This is a genomic window from Aeromonas sp. AE23HZ002T15 (assembly GCF_054165525.2).
On the sequence record NZ_CM201342.1, the window covers coordinates 2085023 to 2107999 of the forward strand.

The following is a 22977-nucleotide window of genomic DNA, read 5'->3' on the forward strand; positions in this document are numbered from 1 at the left end:
GCCCCGCCAACAAAGCTCCAATTGAATTCAAATTCACAATTCGTGATCACCATCACATTGACACCACCTCCCGCGAGACCAAAAAACGAGAGGTAAATCACGGTAAAACATCATTCGCAGCAGAAAAGAATGAAAAATAGCCAAAAAATAGTTCTGAATCGTGATTGAGATCACTCATCGGGGAGGGGGGGGAGAGAGGTATTTGAGAGGCACATCACAAGACGCCCCGTTTTCAGCCTAATTTGATCGCAAGCTGGTAGATTGAAGTTGCTTAGACGACCGGGATGGGGGTTCGGCAAAACCCACCACTCCGACTACCACTCTTAATCAAACAGGCTTAAAACGGGGTCCCGACATGTTATCACCGGATACCAAAGTCAAGATACAGAATTTTGGACGCTTCCTGTCCAATATGGTCATGCCCAACATAGGCGCCTTCATCGCCTGGGGCTTCATCACCGCCCTCTTCATCCCCACCGGCTGGCTGCCGAACGAGACGCTGGCCAAGCTGGTCGGTCCCATGATCACCTATCTGCTGCCGCTGCTCATCGGCTACACCGGCGGCAAGCTGATCGGGGGTGAGCGCGGGGCCGTGGTCGGCGCCATCACCACCATGGGGGTCATCGTCGGTACCGACATCCCCATGTTCATGGGTGCCATGATGGTCGGCCCGCTCGGTGGCTGGGCCATCAAGCGCTTCGACAAGGCGATGGAGGGGCGCGTCAAGAGCGGTTTCGAGATGCTGGTCAACAACTTCTCCGCCGGCATCATCGGCATGTTGTGCGCCATCCTCGCCTTCTTCGTGATCGGTCCCTTCGTCAAGGTGCTCTCCGGCGTCCTGGCCGGCGGTGTCGACTTCCTGGTCGCCCACAGCCTGCTGCCGCTGACCTCCATCTTCGTCGAACCGGCCAAGATCCTGTTCCTGAACAACGCCATCAACCACGGCATCTTCTCACCGCTCGGCATCCAGCAGGCCACCGAACAGGGCCGCTCCATCTTCTTCCTGATCGAAGCGAACCCGGGTCCGGGCCTCGGCGTGTTGCTGGCCTACATGGTGTTCGGCCGCGGCAATGCCAAGCAGTCCGCCGCCGGTGCCTCCATCATTCACTTCTTCGGTGGCATCCACGAGATCTACTTCCCCTACGTGCTGATGAACCCGCGCCTCATCCTGGCGGTGATCGCCGGCGGCATGACGGGGGTCTTCACCCTGACCCTGTTCAACGCGGGTCTGGTCTCCCCTGCCTCGCCGGGCTCCATCTTCGCCGTGCTGTTGATGACGCCCAAAGCCTCCCTGATCGGGGTGCTGCTCTCCATCATCGCCTCGACCACTGTCTCCTTCCTGGTCGCCGCCGTCTTCGTCCGCGCCCAGCAACCGGAAGCCGACGAAGCCGATGCCCTGGGTGAAGCGACCCGTAAGATGAAATCCATGAAGGGTACCAAGCCCGAGGCCGCCGCGGCCAAGAAGCCCGGTACCGAGCTGACGGCGGTACGCAACATCGTGGTCGCCTGCGATGCAGGCATGGGCTCCAGCGCCATGGGTGCCGGCATGCTGCGCAAGCGGGTAGAGGCCGCGGGTCTCGACATCAGCGTGACCAACCGCGCCATCAACAGCCTGGACGATCAGGTGGATCTGGTCATCACCCACAAGGATCTGACCGACCGGGCCCGTCGCCATGCGCCCCACGCCCAGCACATCTCCCTCTCCAACTTCCTCGACAACGCACTCTATCAGGAGCTGGTGCAGAACCTGAGCCTGGCCAGAGCCGCCAACGACGACGTGGCCAACCCGCACCTGCTGGTGGCGGCCAACGACGACAGCTACGAGCCGCAGGCGAGTGAAGTCTTCACCCTGAGTCTGCAGGATGTGCACCTCGGCCTTCAGGCCGACAACAAGGAGGCCGCCATCCTGGCCGCCGGCAAGCTGCTGGCCGAGCGTGGCTACGTGGCGCCGGACTATGTCAACGCCATGCTGGAGCGCGAGCAGCTGGTCTCCACCTATCTCGGTGAGTCCATCGCCGTGCCCCACGGCACCATAGCCGCCAAGGAGCACGTGAAGCGCACCGGCATCGTCATCTGCCAGTACCCAGCCGGCGTGCCCTTCGGCGAGTCCGCCGACGAGGTGGCACGGCTGGTGATCGGCATCGCCGCCCGCAACGACGAACACATTCAGGTAATAACCAAACTGACCAATGCACTGGATGAACCGGGTCTCATCGACCGGTTGGCCAGCACTCAGGATCCCCAGGAGTTCCTGGATCTGCTGGGTGCCGAACAGGCCGCATAAGTCTTCATCGTCTTTGGTTGTAGAGGTTAATATCATGAAAACATTGCATTTTGGTGCCGGTAACATAGGTCGCGGCTTCATCGGTAAACTGCTGGCCGACGCCAGCCACCAGGTCACCTTCGCCGACGTCAACGAGACCCTGATCGATCAGCTCAACCACCGCCAGGAGTACAAGGTGCTGGTGGTGGGCACGGATCAGAAGCTGGACGTGGTGCGCAACGTGGCCGCCGTCAGCTCAGCCGGGCAGGAGGTGATCGACCGCATCGTCACCGCGGATCTGGTGACCACGGCGGTGGGGCCAAACATCCTGGACAAGATTGCCAGCACCCTGGCCAAGGGGCTGCAGGCCCGCTTCGATGCCGGCAACCAGACCCCCCTCAACGTCATCGCCTGCGAGAACATGGTGCGTGGCACCAGCCATCTCAAGCAGGAGGTACTCAAGTACCTGCCGGTCGAGTATCATCCCCGGCTCGAGTCCTGCATCGGCTTCGTCGATTCGGCGGTGGATCGCATCGTTCCCCCGGCCGCGGCCAACGACGACCCGCTGGAGGTGACGGTGGAGAGCTTCAGCGAGTGGATCGTCGACCAGACCCAGTTCAAGGGCGAGCTGCCCAAGGTCGCGGGCATGGAGACGACCGACAACCTGATGGCCTTCGTCGAGCGCAAGCTGTTCACCCTCAACACCGGCCACATCGTCACCGCCTACCTCGGCAAGCTGAGGGGTTACCAGACGGTGCGGGAAGCCATCGAGGATCCGCTCATTCGCAGCAAGGTGCGCCGCGCCATGGAGGAGAGCGGTGCCGTGCTGGTGCAGCGTTACGGCTTCGATCCGCGGCTCCATGCCGCCTATATCGAGAAGATCCTGGCCCGCTTCGCGAACCCCTATCTGGTGGACGAGATCGACCGGGTCGGCCGCCAACCGCTGCGCAAGCTGGCGGCGGGGGACAGGCTGGTGAAGCCCCTGCTCGGCACCCTGGAGTACGGCCTGCCGAGCGATCATCTGCAGGAGGGCATAGCGGCGGCGCTGCATTATCGCAATGCCGATGATCCTCAGGCGGTGGAGCTGCAGGCCATGCTGGCGGAGCTGGGCCCGGCCCGGACGCTGGCAACAGTGACCGGTCTGGACGCAGACAGCGAGATCGTTGCCGCCATCGTCGCTCGCTATCAGGCCCTGTGAGGACCCACAGGCGGCATCCTGGCCTACCCATCGCGGGTGGCCAAGATGCCCCCAAGTTAAAAACCGGGAGAGAGCCTGGCTCTCTCCCAGTCAGCTGGACCCCAAGTACCTATGACCACACACCAGGAAGATGAAGTACTGGAGCGACTGAACGAGCAGGATGGCCCCCGCGGCTTCTTCCTCGAGGTCGTGACCATCCTGGAAGAGGCGGTCGACTCCCTGATGCGGCGCGCGTTCCGCCAGGAGGAGTATGCCGTCAAATACGCCATCGAACCCCTGCTCAACCAGAGCGGCCCCCTCGGCCAGCTGGAGGTGCGCCTCAAGCTCATCTTCGCCCTCGGCCTCATCTCCCTCGAGCACTATCAGGACATCGAGGCCTACATGAAGATCCGCGATTTCCTGGTGCGCGATCCCAAGGATTACCGCTTCAGCGACAAACCCGTTCGCGACCTGCTCGATCGCCTCCATGGCATCAACCAGGCGAGCATGATGCCGCAGGATCCCCCGGCCAACGAGGAAGACTGGCCCCTCTACCAGATGCAGCTGAACCGGCTCGATCAGATGGTGCGCTCGGCCCTGGTGCTGGCGGTGACCGATTGCGTCACCGAGCTTCACAAGGAGAGCCCCATCTAGTCGCCCCCCCGGCCATGGCTTCCCCACAGACCGATTGGAACATGGGCCCCTCCCCCCTGTTCCAATCGGATGTTTTTTTAACTCCCTTCCCCGCTACACTACTCCCAACCCCATCACCTGCCCGAGGTTGGCATGATCGCACTCTCCCTGGCGGGGATCGCCCTGATCTCCCTGTTGGCCCAGTGGCTGGCCTGGTCCCTGCGGGTACCGGCCATCCTCTTCCTGCTGCTGAGCGGCCTGCTGCTCGGCCCCGTGACAGGGGTGCTCGACCCGGATGCCCTGCTCGGGGATCTGTTGTTCCCCCTGGTCTCCCTGTCGGTGGCCATCATACTGTTCGAGGGGGCGCTGACCCTGCACCTGGCCGAACTCAAGGGGATCGGCAAGGTGGTGCGCAACCTCTGCTCCATCGGCATGCTGGCCAGCTTCGCGGTGATAGGGGGAGCCAGCTACTTCCTGCTGGGGCTGGACTGGCGGGTTGCCATGGTACTCGGCGCCGTGCTGGTGGTGACAGGGCCTACCGTGGTCGCCCCCATGCTCAACGTGATCCGGCCGGTGCGTGAGGTGGATAAGATATTGCGCTGGGAGGGGATAGTCATCGATCCCATCGGCGCCCTGTTTGCGGTGCTGGTGTTCGAGGCGGTGCGCCTCGGCAGCCAGAGCGACGTGCTCGGCCACACCCTGCTGGCGCTGGCCAAGACGGTGGGGGTCGGTACTCTGATCGGGGTGGCCGCCGGCTGGCTCACCACCCTGCTCATCCGCAAGGACTGGCTGCCGGTCAGCCTGCACAAGTTCGGCGTGCTGGCGCTGGTGCTGGTCACCTTCACCCTGTCTGACTGGCTCAGCCACGAATCCGGCCTGCTGGCGGTCACCGTCTTCGGCATCTGGCTCGCCAATCAGGAGGGGCTGGATCTGGAGGAGGTGCTGGAGTTCAAGGAGGATCTCGCCGTCATCCTCATCTCCTCCCTGTTCATTCTGCTGGCGGCCAGGCTCGATCTGGCCCAGCTGTGGCAACTCGGCCCCATGGTGCTGCTCCTGCTGTGCGTGGTGCAGTTTGTGGCCCGCCCGCTCTGCATCCTAGTGTCGACCCTGGGGTCGGAACTTCCCTGGCGCGCCCGCACCCTGCTCGGCTGGATCGCCCCTCGCGGTATAGTGGCGGCGGCGGTGAGCGCCTCCTTCGCCATCAGCCTGCACGAGGCGGGCATTGCGGATGCCGACAAGCTGGTGCCCCTGGTATTCGCCGTCATCATCTTTACCGTGGTGCTGCAGAGCCTCACCTCGGCCCCCCTGGCCAGCCTGCTCGGCATGCGTCAAAGCGCCCCCAATGTCTGGCTGCTGATCGGGGCCAACTCGGTGGCCCGCGCCATCGCCAAGGCGCTGGCGGATCAGGGGATCCCGGTACAGCTGTCCGATCCCGCCTGGGAGCACTGCAAGCTGGCGCGCATGAGCAACCTGCCCTGCTACTTCGGCAATCCGCAGTCGGAACAGGCCGAGCTGCACCTGCCCCTCACCAGCATCAGCACAGTGCTGGCCCTCTCCCCCAACCGCCACAACAATGCCCTCGGCGTGCTGCACTTCGCCCATCTCTACGGGGAGGATAAGGTCTATTCCCTGCGATCCAGCGAGCAGCACGGCAAGGCGAACCGGGAGAGCGCCACCTTCCGCGCCCGTCAGAACCTGTTCGGGGCCGAGATGAACTTCGCCCGCCTGAGCGGCCTGCTGAGCCGGGGCGGCCAGATCAAGGCGACCCGGCTGCGGGAGGCCTTCAACTGGCGCCAGTATCAGGAGGCCAATCCCAGTGCCATCCCGCTGTTCCTGCTCGACGCCAAGGGGCAGCCCCGGGTGGTTACCGGCCCCATCCAGCCTCAGGCCGGCGAGCTGGTGATCGCCCTGCAACCGCCCCGGGAGGTACCCGGCCAGGATGTGGGCAAGGAGCCCGAGCAATAAGGATCAACGGAGCGACGCCAAGACAGGATCTCGTGCCGCACCGGCAACTAGACTGAAGGTGAGTGTCATCAGTCATAGGAGGATGTCATGACGGTCACCGAATTGCGGGCATTGCATCAGCAGCAGCGGTTCAAGGAGGCGGAGATCCTGCACGACGTGGTATCACCCGGCTGGATCGTGGAGTTTCGCGGTCAGGATGGTCGCCTGTACGAGATGACGGACACTCTGGGGTGTCCGGTGAGCTTCTCCTCCGCCGAGGAGGCCCGCGACCATATCCACCGGGTGGCCGATTGCCCGGTGCAGGTCGAGCACCTCTACCACTTCTTCGAACGCTGAGTCAGCTTGCCCATGAAAAAAGCTCCCGAGGGAGCTTTTTTCATTCTGGCTGCAGCGGCACGGCTTCCCTCTCCTCCAGCTTCCTGACCGGTTTTTGCAGGATCAGGTTCGCCGGATAGGTGACCATGTCACCGTTGTCGTCCCGCACCCGCACATAGAAGAGACCGATTTCGGTGATGACCCCTGTCACCGAGTCATCCTTGTCGAGGATGCGGATCCGGTCGCCAATCTTGTAGGGGAAGGCGAAGAAGATGGTGATGCTGGCGGTGATGTTGGAAAGGATCGACCACTGAGCCACCATGGCGACGCCGAGCACGGCGAAGAAGGAGGAGGCGAGCACCACCAGGCGGGAGAAGTCGAGCCCCCAGACCCCGGCCAGGATCAGCAGGGTCGCACACCCCAGCAGGAAGTGGAACACATGCTCCACGTAGAGCACCCGGTTCTCGCTCACCTGCTTGGTCTTGGCCAGGGCCAGCAGACTCTTGTGGATAAGCCCGCGAATGAGGGTATGGCCCAGCAACAGCAGCAGGGTCACGCCAAAAGATTCCCATGTCGTCATCTGCGCTCCTTACCACCAGCGTCTGTGTTTGAGCCAAACTGCCAGCATGACGGCCAGCACCAGCAAGACTCCGCTGAAGACCCAGAAGGCCACCGGGCTCTCAGCCCCCGGCATGCCACCCAGGTTGATGCCGAACAGGCCGGTCAGGAAGGTGGCCGGCAGGAACAGCAGCGCCATCACCGACATCTGGTAGGCGCGACGATTGGTCGCCTCCGCCATCAGGTTGTTGATCTCGTCCGCCAGCACGGCGGTGCGGGCCACCCCGGCATCCAGGTCGTCCAGCCAGCGCCGCAGACGATCGGCGATGTCCAGCAGGCGGCGCCTGTCGTCCTCATCCAGCCAGCTGATCTTCTCGTTGGCGAGGCGGGCCACCAGATCCCGCTGGGGGGAGAGATAACGGCGGATCATGATGAGCTGCTTGCGGATCCGGGCCAGACGGCCGTTGGGGGGCAGATCCCGCAGCAGCACCTGCTCTTCCAGCTCCAGGATCTGATCGTGCAGCTCCTCCACGAACTCCCCGGCTCGGTCGGTCAGGGCATCGCAGATCTCCACCAACCAGTCGGCCGGCGAGTCGGCACCGCCTCCCAGCTTCAGCTGCTCGAACACGTCCCGCTCCGACAACAGGGGGCGGCGGCGACTGCTGAGAATGAGGTCCGGCGTGATGTAGATGCGCAGAGCCACCATCTCCTCTGGCCTGTGATCCTTGTTGTGATTGATGCCCCGCAGGATCAGCAGCACCGTCTCCCCCATGCGTACCAGCTTGGGGCGATTGCTCTGGCCGAGCAGGGACTCGCGGACCACCTCGTTGATGAGCGGGGTCTGCAACAGCCAGCGGGCCGCTTCCGGATTGCCATAGTCCAGGTGCAACCAGCTGGGCTCTGCGCCGGGTATCTCGCTCCCCGCCGGCAAGGGCAACATGCCCCCCTTGCCATCCAGGGTCAGACCATAAATCACATCACTGGGCACCCGATCCATCCACTCATCCTTCTCGCATCGATTCATCGGGCCAGCTTACACTAAAGCCCGGCCCGGCTCAGCCCCGGGCACTCCTCTGCGGTCAAGCGTGCTAAGATATGCCCCCGCGTTAACACTGGAAACCATGCCATGCCCATCTGGGTCGATGCCGATGCCTGCCCTCTCCCGGTCAAGGAGATCCTCTACCGTGCCGCCCACCGCACCCAGGTCGTCACTACCCTGGTGGCCAACCAGAGCCTGCGCGTGCCGCCCTCTCCCTTCATCAAGACACAGCAGGTGGAGAAGGGCTTTGATGTGGCGGATCATGTGATAGCGCAGCAGGTCAGGCCCGGCGATCTCGTCATCACCGGCGACATCCCGCTGGCGTCCTGGGTTATCGACGCCGGTGGCGAGGCGCTCAATCCTCGCGGCGAGATCTATACCCGCGAGACCATACAGGCCAGGCTCGGCATGCGTAACTTCATGGAGGAGCTGCGCTCGGCCGGCGTCCAGACTGGCGGCCCAGCCCCCTTCAACGCCTCTGACAAACAGCGTTTCGCCAACGCCCTGGACAGGTGGCTGCTCAAGGGCAAACTGGCCTGATCCTCCGCAGCTCCTGCCTCCCCTCATGGGCCTTGCCCTCAGGCCCATGACGTCTTTCAGCTATCCCTCGTCAGATGTCGGCCTGCCTGCAGGCCGCCACACTCCACTAGCGCCCTCCATGGTGCAAACCAACTCACTCAATACCCAATCGACTCGTACTTGATCCTCTGGCAAGCCTGCTCGTCAATATAACCAGTTATCTATAGTTTGTTACAAAACCATATTTTTAATTATATCAATAATCATTGAAATACCCCTCACCCTGACCTAGACATATTAGCAACCCACAAGTAACAAATTTATCCATAGCAAGATCAAGACATTCAGACCTGAGTATCCACACCCATGAAAATAACGAGGTTTCATCTCATAGAAAGCATCAAAGTCCAGATTTAAAACCAAATAAATCAGTAGATTGACGAAACATGTCGCTCAACAAAAACAGAGGTAAATATCTCTGCGGGATTCGCTGTCCCTTCATCAGGGTGGATCCCCTCTTACCTTAGGCACAGAGATTAAAGGGGAATATCCATGAACAAGCCAATGACAGTATTTCTCTCGCTGTTTCTTACCTTCTTCTTATTCAGCTGTGGAGGTGGTGGAGGAGGGGGGGACACCAAACCCACGAACCCTTCCGCCAAGACGCTAACCAAGATCGATATCTCTGCCGATACGGCAGGCAATCAGGCACGTGCAGAGGCCAACCCCAGCACCCCCCTCGGTCTTAGCACCCAGTATCTGGCCATCGCCACCTACAGCGACAACAGCACCGCCAATATCACGGATGTCGCCAGCTGGAACAGCGCCGATACTAGCATCGCCATCATAGATGAGAAGGGGCTGGCCAAGACCCTCAAGATCAGCAGCACAGGCATCACCGCCAGCTATCAGGGGGTGACCAGCAACACCTCTACCCTGACCATCACGGATGCCATCGCCACCAAGATCTCCATCATTCCTCCGACCACGGCACTGGTCAAAGGACTGTCGCTGCAACTGCAGGCCATCGCCACCCTCTCCGATGACACCACCCAGGATGTGTCGACCCAGGCCCACTGGCAGAGCAGCAACCCAGCAGTGCTGAGCGTCGACAGCAAGGGCAAGATCACCGCAAACGACCCCGGTGATGCCACAGTCACGGCGACCGTACAGGGGGTCACCGGTCAAACCACCGTCTCGGCTGTCAACCTGGCCATCAGCCAGATCCAGATCATCCCGGCATCCGTACAGCTGGCCAAAGGCACCACCACCCAGCTGACCGCCATTGCAACCTTCACCGACCAGAGCACTCAGGATATCTCCACCCAAGCGGCCTGGCTCAGCGGCAACAACGCCATCGCCACCGTCGACAACACGGGTCTGGTGACCGGCGTCGCGGCAGGCACAGTGACACTCTCGGCAACGCTGCTGGGTGTCACTGCCACTACCAGCCTCCAGGTCAACAACGCCAGCCCTACCGCCCTGCAAGTCATTCCTGCCGTCTCGACCATTGCCCTCGGCACCAGGAGTCAGCTGCAGGCCATCGCTACCTTCAGCGACGGATCCACTCAGGATGTATCGGCTCAGGCGCTGTGGAGCAGCGACAACCCCGTCATCGCCAGTGTAGACAGTCAGGGACAGGTCTCGGGTAACGGCATAGGCCAGGCCAGCATCACCGCCACCCTGGGCTCCGTCAGCCGCAGTGTCAGTCTGACCATCACCAATGCCATCGCCACCGCACTGCAAGTCACGCCGCCTAATGCCTCTCTGCCCGTAGGGGGCAAGCTGCAATTCCAGGCGGTCGCCACCTTCAGCGACAACTCCACGCAGGATGTGACCAACCAGGTCAATTGGAATAGTACGGATATCAGCGTTGCAACCATAGACCTTGGCGGCGAGGCAACCGCAGTCAATACAGGGGGATCAAACATCTCGGCCCTCTTCCATGGCGTGTCCAGCAATACGGTATTGCTGGTGGTCACCAATGCCACAGTCAGCAGCGTTCAGGTCGTCCTCAACGGTGGCAACGGCACCCTGGCCAAGGGCAGTTCGGTTCAGTTCAAGGCCCAGGCCGTGCTGAGCGATGGCAGTACCCTGGATGTCTCCAACCAGGCAGCCTGGGTCAGCAGCGATCCGACCAAGGTCACCATAGACACCCAGGGTCTGGCGACCGGGGTGGCGGTAGGTACCAGTACCATCACTGCCAGCGTCAACGGTGTGACCAGTGCCGGCACTGTGCTGACGGTGACCAACGCCACCGTCAGCCAGATCCAGATCACCCCGCCCACCCTGACCCTGGCCAAGGGCACCAAGGGCAAGCTGACGGCGATCGCCACCTACAGCGATAACACGACCCAGGACATCTCCAATCTGGTGGACTGGAACAGCTCGGATATCGGAGTAGCCACCGTCAACCTGTCCGGTGAAGTCACTGCGGTCACCATTGGCAGTGCAACCCTGACCGGTAGCGTGGGCAGCGTCACCAGCAACCCTGTCAGCCTGAGCGTTACCAATCCCAGCGTGAACCAGATCGACTTGTCGGCGACGGCATCGACCCTGGCGGCCGGTACCAAGACCCAGCTGACTGCCGTTGCCAGCTACTCCGATGGTAGCAGCCAGAACATCACGGGTCTGGTCTCCTGGAGCAGCAGCGACAGCAACGTTGCCACCGTCGACACCAGTGGTGAGGTCACCGCAGTGGCTCCCGGAACGGCCACCATCACCGGCAGCTTCGGCGGGCAGACCAGCACCCTGACCATCACGGTCACGGCGGCGACCGTGAGCGCCATCCAGATCAGCACCCCCCTGGCCTCCCTGGCACTGGGCACCAATGGTCAACTGAAGGCACTGGCAACCTACTCCGACAATACGGTGGTAGATGTCACCAGCCAGGCCAGTTGGAGCAGCAGTTCGCCCACCCTGGTGAGCGTGGATGCCAACGGCCAGATCAAGGCGCTGGCCGTGGGCTCTGCCATCATCAGCGGCAGTCTGGGTGGCACTACCTCCACCATCAGCATCGCGGCAACGGCAGCGACTGTGACCGGGCTCAGCATAGACACCATCCCCAATCTGGCGAGCGGTAACCAGGTTCAGTTGAAGGCGACCGCGACCTTCAGCGACCTGACCACCCAGAATGTCAGCGCCCTTGCCCACTGGCAGAGTGATAACACTGGCGTGGTGACCGTCTCCGGCACCGGGGTCGCACACGGGGTGGCAGCGGGCAACGCCAACATCAGCGCCAGCTTCCTGACCGGGGCTGACAGCAAGCCGATTACTGTCACGGCGGCAACCCTCAGCAGTCTGGCGGCCAGTTGCACCACGCAGGTTCAGTTAGGGCTGCTCGGACTCCCGGTCGCCAACATAGTGACCCGCAAGGCCGTTGCAACCTTCTCTGACGCCAGCACGCTGGATGTCAGCAATACCGTCACCTGGAGCAAGAATGGCGTAGTTATCGGGGTTACCCTCAACAACGTCGAGATACTGCTGTTGACTCAGCAGGTGACTTACCAGGCCACCCTCAATGGCGTGACCAGCAACGCCATCACCTGCCCTTGATAGAAGGCACAGTCTTCATCACCACCCTGATGAGGACAGTGCAGCAAGCAGAGAGGCCGCCAACATTGGCGGCCTCTTCACTTCTCTGCTCCCTCATCAACGGCGGGGCTAGCACTACAAAAAACAAACCCCTGCCTGGGCAGGGGCTTGTCAGCACGATCAAGGCGACGATCAGATCATCACACCGGCGATCACCGCGGAGAGCAGGCTCACCAGGGTGGAGCCGTATACCAGCTTCAGGCCAAAGCGGGAAACCATGTTGCCCTTCTCTTCGTTCAGTGCCTTCACCGCACCGGCGATGATGCCGATGGAGCTGAAGTTGGCGAACGACACCATGAAGATGGAGAGGATGCCGACGGTGCGCGGAGAGAGCTCGGCGGCGATCTTGCCCAGATCCATCATGGCCACGAATTCGTTGGTGACCAGCTTGGTCGCCATGATGGAACCGGCCTGCAGGGCCTCGCCACTCGGGATGCCCAGGATCCAGGCGATGGGGTAGAAGATGTAGCCCATGACGTGCTGGAAGTTGACACCAAAGGCCATCTCAAACAGGTAGTTCACCAGGGCGATCAGGGCGATGAAGCCGACCAGCATGGCCGCGACGATCACCGCCACGGAGAAACCGGCCATGATGTATTCCCCCAGCATCTCGAAGAAGTTCTCCTTCTTCGGGCTGTGGTGTTCGTCACCTTCCGCCAGGGTCTTGGCATCGGTCACGGTATTGTCGGGCTCGTAGGGGTTGATCAGGGACAAGACCACGAAGGTGCTGAACATGTTGAGCACCAGGGCAGCTACCACGTAACGCGGCTCGATGAGCTGCATGTAGGCACCGACGATGGACATGGAGACGGTGGACATGGCGGTCGCCGCCAGGGTGTACATCTGTTTCTCGTTGAGGTGCGGCAAGATGTTCTTGAGGGCGATGAAGTTCTCGGACTGACCGACGATCATGGAGCTGATGGCGTTGAAGGATTCCAGCTTGCCCATGCCGTTGATCTTGGCCAGCACTGTGCCGATGCCACGGATCACCAGAGGCAGCAGGCGAATGTACTGCAAGATACCGATCAGCACCGAGATGAAGACGATGGGCATCAGCACCATCAGGAAGAAGGAGAAGGCCCCCTCGTTCATCAGGCCGCCGAACACGAAGTCGGTCCCCTGCTTGGCGAATTCCATCAGCTTGGTGAAGCCGGCGGCGAAGCCACCCACCACCGCCAGACCCACTTCGGAGTTCAGCATGAACCAGGCCAGCGCCAGTTCCACCACCAACAGCTGGCCGATGAAGCGCAGCTTGATCTGTTTCCAGTTGCGGCGGTTAGCCAGCAACGACAGCGCGAGGACCATGACCAGCCCGAGCACAAAGTGAACGTATTCCATACCAGTAGCACCTGAGTGAGTTGTAATTTTTGACCGGCGCCATCATAGAGAATTGCATATTTAAAAATCAGATGGCCATCACAATCTGCGGTAAAAATATGCACACAAAATAATACAAACGTTTTTAAATTAATTAATCAAAAAAAACGAGATACCCACTAAGGAGAAATATTAAATACACCAACAAAAACAATGCATTATATTTTTCATCATTAATTTTTGCTTATATTGACCTGTTTATCTGCGTGCAAGTGTTGTTCAGCACAAGCCTTTATTCATGGGGTTATCGTGGCCTTTATTTAATCGCCACCATTGAAAAACGTTTATCTTTCTTGCGCATAATTAGTCGTGGTCAGGACCCCGACCCTTGCCCGTCGTCGAGCGACACCTCCCTCACTCATCCGAAGCCGGCTCGTCGCCATGGCGTTCAAAAATCCGCCACAATCCATCACAGCGAGCACGACTTCTGGTACAATGCGCGCCCTTAAGCGCACCGCGCTCCCGGTTTTCTTTGAAATAGAGTCTTTTTGTGAACAACAGCGAATTTAGCAGTCTGAACCTCTCCCCCGCCCTGCTGGAGAACCTCGCCAGCCTGGGTTATCTGCAGATGACCCCGATCCAGGCCCAGAGTCTGCCCCTGGTACTCGAAGGCAAGGACCTGATCGCCAAGGCTAAGACCGGCAGCGGCAAGACAGCCGCCTTCGGCCTCGGCCTGCTCTCCCGCCTCAACGTCAACCGTGTCGACGTGCAGGCCCTGGTGCTCTGCCCGACCCGTGAGCTGGCGGATCAGGTAGCCACCGAGATCCGTCGCCTGGCGCGCACCCTGCCCAACGTCAAGCTGGTGACCCTGTGTGGCGGCACCCCGACCGCCCCCCAGTCCGCCACCCTGAGCTTCGGTGCCCACATCGCCGTCGGCACCCCTGGCCGCATCCTCAAGCACCTGGAACAGGGTACCCTCGAGCTCTCCAGCCTGGAGACACTGGTGCTGGACGAGGCGGATCGCATGCTGGACATGGGCTTTGGCGAAGACATCAACAGAGTCATCAGCCATGCCCCTGAGCGCCGCCAGACCCTGCTGTTCTCCGCCACCTACCCGGAGGGAATAGCCCAGATGAGCCGCGGCGTGCAGCGCAACCCGGTGGAGGTGAGCGTGGAGTCCCTGCACGAGGGCAACGCCATCGAGCAGAAGCTGTATGAAGTGCCCGCCGGCCAGCGTCTAGACGCTCTCACCTGGCTGCTCAGCCACTATCAGCCGAGCTCCTGCGTGGTGTTCTGCAACACCAAGCGCGCCTGCAACGACGTGGCCGATCACCTGGCCGCCAAGGGCTTCTCGGCGCTGGCGCTGAACGGCGATCTGGAGCAGCGGGAGCGGGATCAGGTGCTGGTGCGCTTCGCCAACGGCAGCGCCACCATACTGGTGGCCACCGATGTGGCGGCCCGCGGGCTGGACATCAAGGAGCTGGGCGCCGTCATCAACTATGAGCTGACCTACGACCCCGAAGTGCACGTGCACCGCATCGGTCGTACCGGCCGCGCCGGCCAGCAGGGTCTGGCCCTGAGTCTCTATCAGCCGAACGAGGCCCAGCGCGTCAACTTCATCGAGGAGTACCAGCAGGCACCCATCCCCCAAGGGGACCTGAGCGAGATCGGTCGCGAGATCAAGCCGACCATGCCCCAGATGGTGACCCTCTCCATCGACGCGGGTCGCAAGAGCAAGGTCCGCGCCGGTGACATCCTGGGCGCCCTGACCGGGGAAGGCGGCATTGCCGGCAGCGAGGTCGGCAAGATCCAGATCTCCGAGCAATACTCCTACGTGGCGGTCAAGCGCCAGGTGGCGAGCGCCGCCCTCAAGCGGCTGCAGGAAGGCAAGATCAAGGGCCGCAGCTACCGTGCCCGCAAGCTGGGTTAAGGCTCCCGCCATTAGCCAGACGCAGGCGCCGATGTGGCGCCTGTTTTATTTATCCATGCCATGACAGCAAGACGATGATATGACCCAACAGACCCGACCCGAAGTGAGTTGCCAGAACTGTGAGGCCTGCTGCTGCCGCCTCGAGGTGATGCTGTTCACCGATACCGGCGTGCCGGATCGCTATGTAGAGGAGCGGGAGGGAGAGGTGCCCGTGATGCACCGGCTGGAGGATGGCTGGTGCGCGGCCCTGGATCGCAACACCATGATGTGTCGCATCTACGAGGTGCGCCCCCTCATCTGCCGGGAGTTCGAGATGGGGGAACCCGATTGCATCGACGAACGGGACAAGTGGTTTATCACCCTGAACTGACCACCACTCGGGTAGGCATGCCCGGCTCCCTACACAGAAGATGCCTGCTTTTCAGAAAGAGGACTGCCGTCCAGTGCGGCCAGCTGCCCCCTGACCCAGTCGATGGCCTCCTCTTCGCTCTCGCAGAAATGCACCCCTTGAAATGGCAGGCCGGCGAAGACCCTGCTCGCCAGATACTGTTTGAAGCCCCCTTCCATCACCACCGCCAGAAAGGCGCAGCCGTTGGCGATGCACCAGTCGAACTGGCTGCGGAATCGGGCAAGCACCTCGGGCCCGGCGGCCTCAAACTCGGTCGCTATCTCGACGATGCCCCAGGGGGCCTGACTCAGGCCGGCGATCCGCCGACTGAATTCGGCCTCGTAGGCCATGGCACCCGCCAGGTTGAACGCGCCAATCGGACGACAGAGCAGCACCCGTTCCCGCTGCTGCAACTCGAATTGACCGTGCGGTTGCAAATACACAACAACTTCCTCCTGGATTTTCCGGTGCACCATTCACCCCTCAATATGCCACAGACGAGTAATGGAGTAATCAGCCAGCACCGTACTCAATACAACAATAATGATTTAAATCAGTCAATTAGCATCAAACCACTCAACCCTGCCAAGCGGGAAAACGTCAATCCCTGACCGGCCAACCGTGTTTTATTGCAGTTAACAAAACGTTGCTGCTATCATCCGCGCCAGCAAACCTTCCACCAACTGCAACCTTTACCCCGACCGCAAGGATCAGAGATGAAAAACCACGACGCGAATCATTACCAGCGGATCTGGCGCTGGCACTTCTATGCGGGGCTCTTCGTCGCGCCCTTCCTGATCCTGCTCTCCCTCACCGGCATGGTGTATCTGTTCAAGCCCCAGCTCGACAATCTCATGTATCCGGAGCTGATGAAGGTCGAGCCGTCAGCTCAGGCTCTGAGTGCAGACCAGCTGCTGGCCAAGGCGGTGATCGCCATGCCGGATGCCAGCCTGCGCAAATACTTTCCCCCGATAGCCCCGGATGCGAGTGCCCAGATAGTGGTCGATCGCCAGGGCAGCGAACTGACCCTCTTCATGGATCCCGCCAGCGGCGCCCTGCTCGGCACCATGGACAACAAGTGGAATCTGCAGGCGGTGGCGCGGGCCCTGCACGCCGAGCTGATGATAGGCACCACGGGGGACAGGTTGATCGAGCTGGCCGCTGGCTGGGGCATAGTGCTGCTCATCAGCGGCCTCTACCTGTGGTGGCCGCGCAAGGGGCCCGGCGTCGGCGGCATCCTCTGGCCCAGGGCGGGTCAGAAGGGGCGACTCTGGTGGCGGGACCTGCACGCGGTGGTCGGCTTCTGGGGCGCCGGCTTCCTGCTGTTGCTGCTCTTGAGCGGCATGACCTGGACAGGTTTCTGGGGGGATCAGTTCGCCAACCTCTGGAATCGCTTCCCGGCCGCCATGTGGAACGAGGTGCCCAAGTCCGCACCGCTTGCCCGCAGCCTCAACCATGCCCATGAGCAGACGGTACCCTGGGCCATGGAGAGCACCCCCATGCCGAGCTCCCAACCCGCCACCGAGGGTCACGATCACAGCGCCATGGGTCACGGTAGCCACGAGGGCATGGTGATGGCCAGCCACCGCATCCCGCTGCAGCAGGTGGTCGACATCGCCAGCGAGCGCAAGGTCACCCCGGGTTACAGCATCACGCCGCCCTCGGGGGAGACCGGTGTCTACACCATAGCGATCTTTGCCGACGATCCGCGCAACGACGCCACCCTGCACATCGATCAATACAGCGGCAAGGTGCTGGCGGATGTTCGCTGGCAGGATTATGGCCCGGTCGCCAAGGTGGTGGAGACAGGCGTCATGCTGCACATGGGCAAGATGTACGGCTGGCTCCATCAGCTCGTCATGTTCCTCATCTGCCTCATGGTGTTGCTGAGCGCCCTGAGCGGGCTCTGGATCTGGTGGAACCGCCGCCCACAGGGTCGCCTCGCGGCCCCGCCCCTGCCCGCCAAACTGCCCCCCATGCGTGGCGCCATCGCCGTGCTGGTGCTGCTCGGTATCGCCTTCCCTCTGGTGGGGGCCTCCATGGTGATCATCTGGCTGCTGGACACCCTGATCTTCTCCCGCCGTCCGGCGGGGACGATCCAGGCTGGCTGATCCTTCGGGCAGCATACTCATCAGCCAAGCGGATGAAGAAAGGGCTCCCATCGGGAGCCCTTATCGTTTCATCCCGTCCTGGTATTCGGTCTCAACTATTCGGCCTCAACCAGGCGGACGATCTTGCTGGCCTTCTCGAAGTGGTCGAGTTCATGGGTCTGGATCCACCAGGTCGCCGCCTCCATCAAGAGCACGGGATCCTCATTCTTGTTCGCAAAGAAGGCGTAGAAGGAGACGCCCACCCCCTCCCCCTTCTGGGCGATCTTCTTCTGGCAGACCCGGATCATCTTCTCTCTCAGCGATGCACGCATGGGTGGACACTCCTCACTCCTGGGTCTGCAGAAAACCGGCGCGCAACTTGTCGACTGGCAGGTAGCGGCCGATGATCACCAGCCGGGACTTCGGCACCTCATCCCCCCAGGGAGAGCCGTAGTCGAAGCCCACCACCCTGTGTATCCCCTGCACGATGAGGCGACGCGGTTCGCCGGCGATGGCCAGCACTCCCTTGTAACGCAGCATGTCGTTGCCGTGCCGATCGACGCAGGACTCCATAAAGGCGCCGATCTTTTTCAAATCCAGCTCGCCCCCCTCGAACAACTGGGCCGAGATGGCGTCGTGCCAGGAGCGGGGCCGGGCCGAGAGCGGCGAGAAGGCCTCGAAACCCTGACCACTGCCCCGCACTATGCGCAGGCCCGAGCTCAGACCGAGCTCGTCGCTCAGGGTGAAGGCGTCCAGATCCAGCCAGAGCGCGGCCGGGCACTCCCCTTGTACTATGTCGAGGATCTCTGCCCTGGGATTAATCCCGTGGATGCGGGCGATGGCAGCCTCCCGCGCCGCCTCGTCCACCCGGTCCGTCTTGGTGAGCAGGATGCGATCCGCGAAGCCGAGCTGGGCCGCCGCCACCGGATGCTCGTCCAGCTGGCGACCGATGTGCTCGCAATCCGCCAGGGTCACCACGGCATCGAGGCGCAGCGCGTCCCTCAGCCCCTCTTCCACGAAGAAGGTCTGGATGATGGGGGCGGGATCGGCGAGCCCTGTGGTCTCGACGATCAGTCGCTCGAAATTCAGCGCCCCCGCCGCCCGCCGGGCCAGCAGATCGGCCAGGGCCGCACCGAACTCGCCGCGCACGCTGCAACAGACGCAGCCATTGCTGAGCTCCACCACGCTGACCCCGGCCCCCCCCTCCAGCAGGGCGCCGTCGATATTGGCGGCGCCGAACTCGTTCTCGAGTATGGCCACCGAGGCATCCGCGTGGTGGCGTAGATAGTGGTTGAGCAGGGTGGTCTTGCCGGCGCCGAGAAAACCGGTCAGCAGGGTGACCGCTACAGCCTGGGTCATGGTGGGAGTCCTGTGGTAAGGGAATAAGTAGCAGTGCCCGCTATCGCTCACTGGCACAGAGAAAATCTATCAGTAAAGGGTGACCGCCACAGCCTGCATCAGGGTGAGAGTCCCGTGATGGGAAGTCGTAAAACCTTAGCAGCAGCGCCCGCCATTCTTGCCGCCGTAGCGGGCATCCTGGCGTTCGCGGAAGAACTCGTCATAGCTCATGGGGGTCTGCTCCGGATGGGTCAGCCGCATGTGCTGCACATAGTTGTCGTAATCGGGCACCCCCACCATGAGTCTGGCGGTCTGCCCCAGGTATTTGCCCGCCTTGGCCAGGGTATCGAACATGCTTGCTCCTTGTTCGCGAGAAGGGCCGGCACCCCGGGGTGCCGGCCTGTCGAGTTACTTGAGGCTGGGGGCCAGATCGCCGTCGTCGTCAGACTCGGATTGGGCCGCCCCCTTGCCCGCCGGCATCGGCTGGTAGTGAGTCTCGTTGGCAGTCGGCTGCGGGTTCTTCAGGGCCTTCATGGCCGTCTTCAGGGAGAAGAAGGCGAGGATCACCACCACCGCCATGAAGAACAGGGTCAGCCCCGCATCCAGCCGGTTGTTGAACACCAGCTGGGCCAGCTGGGACTCGGTGTACTGGGCTGGGATGGTGCCGCTGTCGATCATGGCCTGGAACTTGTTGGCGATGGCCAGGAAGCCGAGCTTGGGATTGTCGCTGAAGGTCTTCTCCCAACCCGCCGACAGGGTGCAGATCAGCAGCCAGCTAGTGGGCAGCAGGGCCACCCAGGCGTAGGCCTGGCGCTTCATCTTCACCAGCACCACGGCGCACAGCATCAGCGCCATCCCCGCCAGCATCTGGTTGGCGATGCCAAATAGCGGCCACAGGGTGTTGATGCCACCGAGGGGATCCACCACCCCCTGATGCAGGAAGTAACCCCAGGCCAGCACGCACAGGGCGGTGGCCAGCAGGTTGGCCGGCAGGGAGTCGGTACGTTTCAGGGACGGGGAGATGACCCCCATCAGATCCTGCAGCATGAAGCGCGCGGCCCGGGTGCCCGCATCCACCGCGGTGAGGATGAACAGCGCCTCGAACAGGATGGCAAAGTGGTACCAGAAGGCGACGTTCATCAGGCCGCCGAGGGCACCGTGCAGTATGTAGGCCATGCCCACCGCCAGGGTCGGGGCGCCGCCGGCACGGGAGATGATGCTCTGCTCGCCCACTTCGCTGGCGATGCGGGTCAGGGTATCCGGGGTGATCTGGAAGCCCCAGCCGCTCACCACGGCGGCGGCGGAGGCCACCACGTCGGCGGTCCCAGCCGGTGCCAGCACCGCCATGGGGCTGTTCATGGCGAAGTAGACGCCCGGATCGATGACGCAGGCGGAGACCAGGGCCATGATGGCGACGAAGGACTCCATCAGCATGCCGCCGTAACCGATAAAGCAGGCCTGGTTCTCGTTGGCCAGCATCTTGGGGGTGGTACCGGAGGAGATGAGCGCGTGGAAGCCGGAGACGGCACCACAGGCGATGGTGATGAACAGGAAGGGGAAGAGATCCCCGGCCCAGACCGGACCTGTGCCGTCCACGAACTGGGTCAGTGCCGGCATCTGCAGGGTCGGCTGGGTCACCAGTATGCCGATGGCGAGGCCGACTATGGTGCCTATCTTGAGGAAGGTGGAGAGGTAGTCCCGCGGTGCCAGCAGCAGCCAGACCGGCAAGACGGAGGCGACGAAGCCATAGCCCACCAGCATCCAGGTCAGCTGCACCCCATCGAAGTCGAAGTAGGGCGCCCAGGTCTCGCTCTCGGCCACCCAGCCGCCGGAGACGATGGCGAAGATGAGGCACACCAGGCCGATGATGGAGACCTCACCGATGCGACCCGGCCTCAGGTAACGGGTGTAGATCCCCATGAAGATGGCGAGCGGTATGGTGAAGGCCACCGTGTAGGTGCCCCAGGGGCTGTGGGCGAGCGCCTTGACCACTATCATCGCCAGCACCGCCAGGATGATCACCATGATCATGAAGGTGGCCACCAGGGCGATGACCCCGGCCGTCGGCCCCATCTCCGACTTGATCAGCTCGCCGAGGGAACGACCGTCCCGACGGGTGGAGACGAACAGCACCATGAAGTCCTGCACCGCCCCCGCCAGCACCACCCCGGCCAGCAGCCAGAGCATGCCGGGCAGATAGCCCATCTGGGCCGCCAGCACCGGGCCCACCAGGGGGCCGGCGCCCGCGATGGCAGCGAAGTGGTGCCCGAACAGCACCTTCTTGTCGGTCGGCACATAGTCCAGACCGTCGTTGTGACGCACCGCCGGGGTCATGCGAGTGCTGTCCACCGCCAGTACTCGCTTGGCGATGAAGAGGCCGTAGTAGCGATAGGCGATCAGATAGACGCACACCGCTGCCACCACTATCCAGAGCGCGTTGATCTGTTCACCACGGTTGAGGGCGATATAGCCGAGGGAGCAGGCACCGGCCAGCGCCAGCAACCCCCATCCCAGATGTTTCCCTAACTTGTCCATTCAGTGCTCCCTCCATGGATTTTTTACACAAGCAGCCAGATACGGTTACATCTCTATAGCAATCGAGTGGGTGCCACAATCGGGCTCCGTCACAACTCCTGAGCCTGCCGCGGGAATTTCTCAATATTGCCGACCGGATCACGGCGAAGGGGATGAAGGCTGCACGGATGAGACTGAATGGATTGATAAAAACGGCAAGGCGCCCACAAAAAAGGCCCCTCGCGGGGCCTCTTGTCGATCCTCACTCAGGAGAGGGCCAGCCCGATGGAGAGTAACAGGCTGTAGAGGAAGGCACTGATGGCGGTCTTCTTGAGGGCGCCGGTCAACACCTCCCCATCGAAGCTCAGTCGCAGGGTGCGGGCGGCATCGGTGAGGGGCTTCAAGGCGGGCAGGAAGATCCAGGGCCAGAGGCCGGCCTGCTGCGTCAGCAGGAAGGCGACGGTGGCCAGCAGCGCCGCCCCGAGCAGAGCCCAGTGGTAGGCGATGGCGCGGTTGCGACCGAGGCGCACCGCCAGAGTGATCTTGCCGCTGGCGGCGTCCGTCTCTATGTCCCGCACGTTGTTGATGTTGAGCACGGCGGTCGCCAGCAGGCCGCAGGCGGTGGCGGGCAACAGCAGATCCCACTGCAGGGTGTGGGTGAAGAGGTAGTAGGAACCGAGCACCCCCAGCAGGCCGAAGAACAGGAAGACGGAGATGTCGCCGAAACCGCGATAGCCGTAGGGGGTCTTGCCCACCGTGTAGGTGATGGCCGCGATGATGGCGGCCCCCCCCAGCAGGACGAACAGCAGTATCTGCTGCCAGGCCTCGCCGAAGGCACAGGCCAGCAGGGCGAGGCCGCTGACGATAGCCGCCAGCGCCGTCAGCCCCATGGCGATGCACATCTGCTTGCGGGTGATGAGGCCGGAGACCACGGCACGCTGGGGACCGATGCGCTCGCCGTTGTCGGCACCGGAGACCGCATCCCCATAGTCGTTGGCCAGGTTGGAGAGGATCTGCAGCAGGATGGCGGTCAACAGGGAGAGGCCCATGATGGCGCCATCGAAGGCACCCCGGCTGGCGGCCAGCCCCGACCCCAGCAAGATGGAGGAACAGGCGAGGGGCAGTGTTCGCAAACGCGCCGCCAACAGCCAAACAGAGAAGGTATTTGTCATATTGTGATGGCCAAACAATCAGATATTGATCGTGTTAAGGGTTATCGAACCGGATTTCGGTATACTTGGGCTCCGTGGGGGTTTTGGGCTCCCTCGGGCAATTTACATGGAAGAATGGGCAGATAATATATAGGAAATCATCGCCCTTTGGCATCAACCTGCGCC

Annotated in this window: 19 protein-coding genes; 10 read left to right on the plus strand and 9 right to left on the minus strand. The window is 62.0% G+C overall.

Going from position 1 to position 22977, the window contains the following annotated elements; translation table 11 throughout:
* Positions 1-355: 355 nt before the first annotated feature.
* The 5 genes from ACT5M9_RS09635 to ACT5M9_RS09655 all read left to right on the plus strand — a co-directional run bounded on the left by ACT5M9_RS09635 (position 356) and on the right by ACT5M9_RS09655 (position 6374).
* Positions 356-2284 (plus strand): PTS mannitol transporter subunit IICBA, encoded by a 1929-nt coding sequence (locus ACT5M9_RS09635; protein WP_457981845.1) that lies wholly within the window; start codon positions 356-358, stop codon positions 2282-2284.
* A 34-nt stretch (positions 2285-2318) separates the two neighbouring features.
* Positions 2319-3461, plus strand: coding sequence for a mannitol-1-phosphate 5-dehydrogenase (locus ACT5M9_RS09640; protein ID WP_457981844.1), 1143 nt, complete (start codon positions 2319-2321; stop codon positions 3459-3461).
* A gap of 111 nt (positions 3462-3572) precedes the next feature.
* Complete coding sequence (locus ACT5M9_RS09645; RefSeq protein ID WP_457981843.1) at positions 3573-4094, plus strand: MltR family transcriptional regulator; 522 nt, start codon at positions 3573-3575, stop codon at positions 4092-4094.
* 132 nt (positions 4095-4226) lie between these two features.
* Positions 4227-6038 carry a cation:proton antiporter gene (locus ACT5M9_RS09650; protein ID WP_457981842.1) on the plus strand — a complete coding sequence of 604 codons (1812 nt, stop codon included), beginning with the start codon at positions 4227-4229 and terminating at the stop codon, positions 6036-6038.
* An 87-nt stretch (positions 6039-6125) separates the two neighbouring features.
* Positions 6126-6374, plus strand: coding sequence for a hypothetical protein (locus tag ACT5M9_RS09655; protein ID WP_438551601.1), 249 nt, complete (start codon positions 6126-6128; stop codon positions 6372-6374).
* A 40-nt stretch (positions 6375-6414) separates the two neighbouring features.
* Here ACT5M9_RS09655 and ACT5M9_RS09660 read toward each other — a convergent pair whose 3' ends face one another.
* Both ACT5M9_RS09660 and zntB read right to left on the minus strand, forming a co-directional pair.
* A complete protein-coding gene (locus ACT5M9_RS09660) occupies positions 6415-6933 on the minus strand; it encodes a mechanosensitive ion channel domain-containing protein (RefSeq protein ID WP_438551602.1) in 519 nt (172 codons plus the stop codon).
* Positions 6934-6942: 9 nt separating this feature from the next.
* Positions 6943-7935, minus strand: a complete 993-nt coding sequence (gene zntB / locus ACT5M9_RS09665) for a zinc transporter ZntB (protein WP_457981841.1) — start codon at positions 7933-7935, stop codon at positions 6943-6945.
* Between the two features lie 102 nt (positions 7936-8037).
* Between zntB and ACT5M9_RS09670 the strand changes: the two genes are divergently transcribed.
* Positions 8038-8490 carry a YaiI/YqxD family protein gene (locus ACT5M9_RS09670; RefSeq protein ID WP_457981840.1) on the plus strand — a complete coding sequence of 151 codons (453 nt, stop codon included), beginning with the start codon at positions 8038-8040 and terminating at the stop codon, positions 8488-8490.
* A 543-nt stretch (positions 8491-9033) separates the two neighbouring features.
* Entirely contained in the window at positions 9034-12024 is a 2991-nt protein-coding gene (locus ACT5M9_RS09675) for an Ig-like domain-containing protein (protein ID WP_520395668.1), read from the plus strand.
* Between the two features lie 171 nt (positions 12025-12195).
* Here the strand turns inward: ACT5M9_RS09675 and ACT5M9_RS09680 are convergent, their stop codons facing one another.
* Positions 12196-13401, minus strand: coding sequence for a NupC/NupG family nucleoside CNT transporter (locus ACT5M9_RS09680; protein ID WP_438551606.1), 1206 nt, complete (start codon positions 13399-13401; stop codon positions 12196-12198).
* A gap of 529 nt (positions 13402-13930) precedes the next feature.
* Here ACT5M9_RS09680 and dbpA point away from each other — a divergent pair.
* Complete coding sequence (dbpA, locus tag ACT5M9_RS09685; RefSeq protein WP_457981838.1) at positions 13931-15310, plus strand: ATP-dependent RNA helicase DbpA; 1380 nt, start codon at positions 13931-13933, stop codon at positions 15308-15310.
* 79 nt (positions 15311-15389) lie between these two features.
* Positions 15390-15680 (plus strand): YkgJ family cysteine cluster protein, encoded by a 291-nt coding sequence (locus ACT5M9_RS09690; RefSeq protein ID WP_438551608.1) that lies wholly within the window; start codon positions 15390-15392, stop codon positions 15678-15680.
* Between the two features lie 29 nt (positions 15681-15709).
* Here the strand turns inward: ACT5M9_RS09690 and ACT5M9_RS09695 are convergent, their stop codons facing one another.
* Complete coding sequence (locus tag ACT5M9_RS09695; RefSeq protein WP_457981837.1) at positions 15710-16141, minus strand: hypothetical protein; 432 nt, start codon at positions 16139-16141, stop codon at positions 15710-15712.
* A 273-nt stretch (positions 16142-16414) separates the two neighbouring features.
* On the opposite strand from ACT5M9_RS09695, the gene ACT5M9_RS09700 reads away from it, so the two are divergent.
* Positions 16415-17809 carry a PepSY-associated TM helix domain-containing protein gene (locus tag ACT5M9_RS09700; protein WP_457981836.1) on the plus strand — a complete coding sequence of 465 codons (1395 nt, stop codon included), beginning with the start codon at positions 16415-16417 and terminating at the stop codon, positions 17807-17809.
* Between the two features lie 95 nt (positions 17810-17904).
* Here ACT5M9_RS09700 and ACT5M9_RS09705 read toward each other — a convergent pair whose 3' ends face one another.
* The 5 genes from ACT5M9_RS09705 to ACT5M9_RS09725 all read right to left on the minus strand — a co-directional run bounded on the left by ACT5M9_RS09705 (position 17905) and on the right by ACT5M9_RS09725 (position 22812).
* The gene (locus tag ACT5M9_RS09705; RefSeq protein ID WP_457981835.1) at positions 17905-18120 is read right to left on the minus strand and encodes a DUF6500 family protein; all 216 of its coding nucleotides are present in this window, start codon (positions 18118-18120) and stop codon (positions 17905-17907) included.
* Between the two features lie 13 nt (positions 18121-18133).
* A complete protein-coding gene (locus tag ACT5M9_RS09710) occupies positions 18134-19147 on the minus strand; it encodes a CobW family GTP-binding protein (RefSeq protein ID WP_457981834.1) in 1014 nt (337 codons plus the stop codon).
* Positions 19148-19282: 135 nt separating this feature from the next.
* Positions 19283-19480: a YbdD/YjiX family protein gene (locus tag ACT5M9_RS09715; protein ID WP_457981833.1), complete on the minus strand. Its 198-nt coding sequence runs from the start codon at positions 19478-19480 to the stop codon at positions 19283-19285.
* A gap of 54 nt (positions 19481-19534) precedes the next feature.
* Positions 19535-21661, minus strand: a complete 2127-nt coding sequence (gene cstA, locus ACT5M9_RS09720) for a pyruvate/proton symporter CstA (RefSeq protein ID WP_457981832.1) — start codon at positions 21659-21661, stop codon at positions 19535-19537.
* Positions 21662-21906: 245 nt separating this feature from the next.
* A complete protein-coding gene (locus tag ACT5M9_RS09725) occupies positions 21907-22812 on the minus strand; it encodes a 1,4-dihydroxy-2-naphthoate polyprenyltransferase (protein WP_438551614.1) in 906 nt (301 codons plus the stop codon).
* Between the last annotated feature and the right edge of the window lie 165 nt (positions 22813-22977).